General features: G+C 53.9%; 9 protein-coding genes and 2 pseudogenes. 9 read left to right on the top strand and 2 right to left on the bottom strand.

All coding sequences use genetic code 11. The annotated features are described in order from the left end of the window. Positions 1-208 (bottom strand): annotated as a pseudogene (locus GOX66_RS26430) (IS30 family transposase); the annotation flags it as partial. Between the two features lie 575 nt (positions 209-783). Here GOX66_RS26430 and GOX66_RS25230 point away from each other — a divergent pair. Continuing rightward, positions 784-1,254 carry an aminoacyl-tRNA deacylase gene (locus GOX66_RS25230; RefSeq protein WP_170766634.1) on the top strand — a complete coding sequence of 157 codons (471 nt, stop codon included), beginning with the start codon at positions 784-786 and terminating at the stop codon, positions 1,252-1,254. Between the two features lie 143 nt (positions 1,255-1,397). After that, complete coding sequence (locus GOX66_RS25235; RefSeq protein ID WP_170766636.1) at positions 1,398-1,541, top strand: hypothetical protein; 144 nt, start codon at positions 1,398-1,400, stop codon at positions 1,539-1,541. A 312-nt stretch (positions 1,542-1,853) separates the two neighbouring features. On the opposite strand, the pseudogene GOX66_RS25240 reads toward GOX66_RS25235, so the two are convergent. Next, a pseudogene (locus GOX66_RS25240) lies at positions 1,854-2,537 on the bottom strand (IS6 family transposase). A gap of 101 nt (positions 2,538-2,638) precedes the next feature. Between GOX66_RS25240 and GOX66_RS26435 the strand changes: the two are divergent. From GOX66_RS26435 to GOX66_RS25255, 7 genes are all read left to right on the top strand, one after another. Beyond that, complete coding sequence (locus tag GOX66_RS26435; RefSeq protein WP_419555587.1) at positions 2,639-2,722, top strand: ATP-binding cassette domain-containing protein; 84 nt, start codon at positions 2,639-2,641, stop codon at positions 2,720-2,722. Between the two features lie 57 nt (positions 2,723-2,779). Then, on the top strand, positions 2,780-2,959 hold the full coding sequence (locus GOX66_RS25685) for a hypothetical protein (RefSeq protein WP_214652777.1): 180 nt from the start codon (positions 2,780-2,782) through the stop codon (positions 2,957-2,959). 9 nt (positions 2,960-2,968) lie between these two features. Further along, positions 2,969-3,496, top strand: a complete 528-nt coding sequence (locus GOX66_RS25690) for an ATP-binding cassette domain-containing protein (protein WP_214652779.1) — start codon at positions 2,969-2,971, stop codon at positions 3,494-3,496. A gap of 281 nt (positions 3,497-3,777) precedes the next feature. Next, positions 3,778-3,903, top strand: coding sequence for a hypothetical protein (locus GOX66_RS26440; RefSeq protein WP_419555588.1), 126 nt, complete (start codon positions 3,778-3,780; stop codon positions 3,901-3,903). Positions 3,904-4,028: 125 nt separating this feature from the next. Then, the gene (locus GOX66_RS26445; RefSeq protein WP_419555589.1) at positions 4,029-4,388 is read left to right on the top strand and encodes a hypothetical protein; all 360 of its coding nucleotides are present in this window, start codon (positions 4,029-4,031) and stop codon (positions 4,386-4,388) included. Next, positions 4,378-4,578, top strand: a complete 201-nt coding sequence (locus tag GOX66_RS25550) for an MGH1-like glycoside hydrolase domain-containing protein (protein ID WP_174822845.1) — start codon at positions 4,378-4,380, stop codon at positions 4,576-4,578. The genes GOX66_RS26445 and GOX66_RS25550 overlap by 11 nt, the downstream gene beginning before the upstream one ends. Positions 4,579-4,619: 41 nt before the next feature. Beyond that, a partial coding sequence (locus tag GOX66_RS25255) for a D-lyxose/D-mannose family sugar isomerase (protein ID WP_237212789.1) occupies positions 4,620-4,742 on the top strand: 123 nt, incomplete at its 3' end.

The raw sequence follows: 4,742 nt of genomic DNA on the forward strand, positions 1-4,742 counted from the left end.
TTTTTTTGAAAGCCTCGGTTGGGGTTCGCCATCCGAGGCGTTTTCTTTGAGATCCGTTCAGGTAGTCGCAATTCACTTCCATATTGCGATTTGAGAGCGCCGCCACAGCCATGTCCCTTGGCAAGTATCTCCGAGCGTTTTTGTTCAGGAATTATACCGATCCTTTCTGCCGAGGTGCCTGCGGATCGCAGAACGAGATCGCCGTGCCAAACTCTGTTTACAATCTGCGGCATATGAAAATTATGTTGATTTTCAAACCGCTGAGCGTTTGCAATGTAGGATCGAATTGCTCGAAGTTTTTTTCGCGGTCAGAATGGGCCTCGGCCAGGCTCAGCAAGAAAAGCGGCGTCGGCTTGAGTGGATTCAAACGACGTCCCTTCGACGGTAGATGTCCCAAGGTTACCGTTATCTCGCCGACTTTGTGATGCTGCGTCCACAATTTTACGGCGAAGACCAATCGGTAGTGCAATTATTTTCAGATCGTCTTTGTCAAGGCTTGACGATACCTCAAAATCAATCTCTGCTTTCGCAAGACTTATACCGAGCAAAGATCCGAGAAAGCAGCGAAACAGGCTGGAGGTCCGTCAAAGCTGCGCCGCTCACGCCACTCTTCGTCGCAGAACTCTGGCCCGTTTCAGGCTATTCTTTTGCGCCCGCAAGTCCTGCCCACTTGCCCGAACCTCTTATTAGGCGCACAATATGAAATCACACACCAAAATGCGCCCTAGTTGCGCACCGTGCACGTTTCGCGACCGGGACGCCTTCAATGATACGGAGGGCACCATGACTATTGCAACTCGCCTGAAACACCATCTGGACGCTCAGGGTCTCCCGTTTGACATCGTCCCGCATCCTTATGCGGCTACCGCCGCGGAATGCGCTGAAGCGGCACATGTACCCGGCGATCACCTCGCCAAATCGGTTCTTATCCATATGGAGGAAGGTCCGATGCTCGCAGTTCTGCCCAGCAATCATCAGGTTGACCTCACCGCCCTGCAATCGATGATGAACCGCCGTCTTGGGTTGGCCCCAGAGGCAGAAATGCATGATCTGTTTGATGATTGCGCCCTCGGTGCAGTACCACCTGTAGGCGAAGCCTATAACTTGCCGACCGTTGTGGACAACAGTCTCACCGGGCTCGACAAAATCTGGTTCGAAGCGGGAGATCATAAAACTCTGGTTGAAATGCGCGGCGAGGATTTCGACACGATGATGAAAGATGTCAAACACGGCGCTTTCTGTTGCATGCACTAAATGCCGGAAAGTAACCACTCAAGCTGGCCTCAAACGTATCAGGTCAGGTGGTAGCTCAATCCTGCCTCTTTTTTGAGGTCATTACCCGGTTCACACAGCCGAATGGTGAGACCGCACCACCCAACCAGAAGGAGAAACTTGCCATGCTTTACCTCACGGTCACATCCTTTCTGATCGGCCTCGCTACTGCTGGAACGGCACAGATGGCACCCACAGCCCTCGAAATCGAAGCTTACAGCGGGCTTTTTAAAGCGGCGCAAAAAGGTGATGTCGCCGCCATTCAGTAACTGGCTTTAAACGGCGCCAACATCGACGCTCGCGATTCCCGAGGCCGCACTCCGGCACACGATGCAGCCTTTGCCTCGAAAGACGAGGCCCTTCGCGCACTGGCTGTAGCAGGGGTCGACATGAACGTACTTGAAGGACAGGCATATGATGTAGTCACCATTGTTGCTGTGAGCGAAACCTGATCCGCGACTCCTTTTGACGTTTAGGGTAGGAACGTTGGTCCATTTCTTCCATCATCATTTCGCGGAACACCTCAGCTGGCTGTTCGCAAACTTCTAATGAGGCCATAGTCGGCTTCACGCAGGACACGCTTATCCTACCAGCTCGGCAAATTTCTGAAAACCAGAACTCCTCGTGTTGAAGAATTGACCTTTTCAGATCTTGTTGGCCACCTCGATGCCACCCGAGGTAGCGGATGTAGATGCGAAAGACCTAAACTCGGACACGTGCCGAACACGCCTCTTTATGAACCGATGTTCCTGTTCGATCATGTTATTCAAGAACTTCGACCTGACTGTCTGTACTTTGACCGGGCAACCAAATCGCTTCAGGATCCTGTTCACCTCCCGAATGCCTGCGCCGTTGGCACCACTTTTGCCGATCACGATTTTTTCTGGGATTCCGTTTGAAGACAGCGCTTTGGTAATAAAGCTAGTTGCCGCTGGACCATTCCTCCGCTCAGACAGCATGAAATCAAGGGTGTCTCCAGCTTTGTCGACCGCCCGATAGAGATACATCCACGGGCCGCAAACTCACACGTAGGTTTTGCCCATCCGCCAGGATTCTTGCGTAGAGCGCTTCTTCGATTGCGCCAGTGCAACGACCAAGGGCGATTACTGCACAACTCACCTGTTGAGAGTGGCGTGATCAACCCGCACACCGCGTTTAGCCATAATCTCTTCCAAATCACGATACGACACTGTGTACAGCAAGTAAAAATACGCAGCGCACAAAACCGTTTCTTTGGGGAAATGGCAGCTTTTCAAAAAGATCATGCTGAAACCTGTTCGAAAACTATTCGATGAGAACAAACGTCAGATCCCGCATGCCCATCAATTGGGCCCCAAAGTTTGCGACACATCCCGATCAGGAATTCATGGTGTTGTTGGGCGCCTCTGGCTGCGGGAAATCCACTCTTCTTCGGATCATCTGCGGCTTTGAGACAGCAACTGAAGGCTAAGTGTGGATTGGCGGTCGTCGGGTGGATCACCTGCCGCCAAAGGACCGGGACATAGCGATGGTTTTTCAGAACTATGCTGTGTTCCCCCACCTCATGGTTTTTGAAAAAATCGGCTTTGGGTTGCAGATGCAAAAACTGCCTGAAGAAGAAGTCAAACGCCGTGTCGAACGCACAGTTACATTGATGCATATCGAGCAGTTGTTGAAACGTTACTCAGGTGAATTGTCCGGCGGTTAACGCCAGCGCGTGGCGGTTGCCCGAGCGCTTGCGATAGAGCCCGATGTAATCCTGATGGATGAACACTTGTCGAACCTTGATGCGCTGCTGCGGATGGAGATGCGGGCCGACCTGAAGGGCGTGCTGGCAGAAAGCAACACCACCGCAGTCTACGTCACGCATGATCAGGTCGAAACCATGAGTATGGCTGACCGAATAAGTGTCATGTACGAGGGCCGCATTGTGCAGGCGGCGACTCCTGTCGGAGTTTATCGTAATCCTGCTGAGCGTTTCATGGACGGGTTCATTGGCAATCCGCCAAGGAGCTTTCTGCCAGCAGCCCCGGCTGAGGGAGGCAAATGGAAGGTTGCTGACCAGGTCTTTGACGGCCCCGCCGCCAATGGCACGGCTCTCGAGTTCGCGATCCGCCCCGAAGATATGCGACAGGATGATGCGGACCTTGTCGCGACTGCCAAAGTGGTCGAGCCGCTGGGCGCCCACCTGTTGGTCGCGTGTGATGTTCAGGGTGCACATGTTCTGTGCCGTGCTGGACAGTGATTTGGTGGTCAAGCCGGGCGACAAGCTAACGCTTGCACCACAAGCCGACCGTATCCGTTGGTTCGATCCGCAAACCATATTGGCCGTAGTCGAATACGGGTAGGAGTTCCCTGTTATGTCCCAAACGCTTATCGACAGTGCGGTAGAATCATCCGAAAGAATGACAGGGGCGCTTACACAGTGCCCACACACGATCTCCATCCGTTCCAATGGAATTGGGACAGTGCCCTGACCGCACTTGGTATCGCCCACTACGATGAAGCCCGGGCTTTGCGGCACTTATCCACCCTTGGGAATCAGGCCGCGACAACTCGGTTGACTGGGACGCAGCCATTACCCGCCATCCGACCGACGGTTTTGAGCCGTTTGAGCGCCGCGACCTGCAGCACGCCGATGCAAGCCACTGATCGACACAAGCGCAATACTTACGCTACATTTACCTTGGCAGTTTTTCAGCAGCCTCGGCTGAGGTAACGCTAGGCGGCACGATGCCTCGCCCTTTCAATTCGTCGATCCAGGTTTCAACAGTATCCTGACCCGGTCCTGTGCGGATCTGACCGAGACGCTGGACGAGTTCAAGATTGCCGCCCGCAACCGTGCGTGGGCGAAAAAAGGCGTTACGCCCATGGATGCGCTGTGGAACGCTGCCGATAGCCAGTACCTCTATTTTGATAGCAAAGCCGACGAGGTGGTCAGCAATCCCAATGTCGCAGGGTTGATCGCGGCCTTTGCCTCGATTCCACATGAGCGAGCGGAACCCATTGGGTACGGATCAAGGAGTTGGGTGAGTCCGCAAAATTTCTGGTGCCCAGCCGGTGTACTCGCTCGTTTACGAAGGCAAACGCTATTGGCGTGGGCCAGCGTAGCTGATTGTCAACTACTTGATCGCTGATGGATTGGCCCATGCGGAGCATCCTGAAATTATCGCGAGAATCGTTGACGACAGCTTACGCCGGATTGAGCAAAGCGGCCTTGCCGAATATTATGATCCGGTCACCGAAGAGCCTTGCGGCGGCAAGACCTTCACCTGGACCGCCGCAATGGTCATAGAGTTTCTCTTGCACAGCAGGGAACCGGCATGAAACGCCCCCATATTAACACAATCATGGCCGAAGCGGGCGAGATGATCCCCTCCCACGGTTTCGTGCTGCCACCGTTTGCCAGTTGGGCGCCAGAAGAATTCCGCGCCAAGCGTGATTTAGCCGAGCACGTGATCACCGCCCGCTATCGCTGGGACATCACTGAC

The sequence above is a fragment of the Ruegeria lacuscaerulensis genome, assembly GCF_013031245.1.
Taxonomy (GTDB): Bacteria; Pseudomonadota; Alphaproteobacteria; order Rhodobacterales; family Rhodobacteraceae; genus Ruegeria; species Ruegeria lacuscaerulensis_C.

Bases quoted from the DNA above. Each gene is read 5' to 3' on its own strand.
- GOX66_RS25230 (WP_170766634.1), top strand. From the start codon at position 784: ATGACTATTGCAACTCGCCTGAAACACCATCTGGACGCTCAGGGTCTC.
- GOX66_RS25235 (WP_170766636.1), top strand. From the start codon at position 1,398: ATGCTTTACCTCACGGTCACATCCTTTCTGATCGGCCTCGCTACTGCT.
- GOX66_RS26435 (WP_419555587.1), top strand. From the start codon at position 2,639: ATGGTGTTGTTGGGCGCCTCTGGCTGCGGGAAATCCACTCTTCTTCGG.
- GOX66_RS25685 (WP_214652777.1), top strand. From the start codon at position 2,780: ATGGTTTTTCAGAACTATGCTGTGTTCCCCCACCTCATGGTTTTTGAA.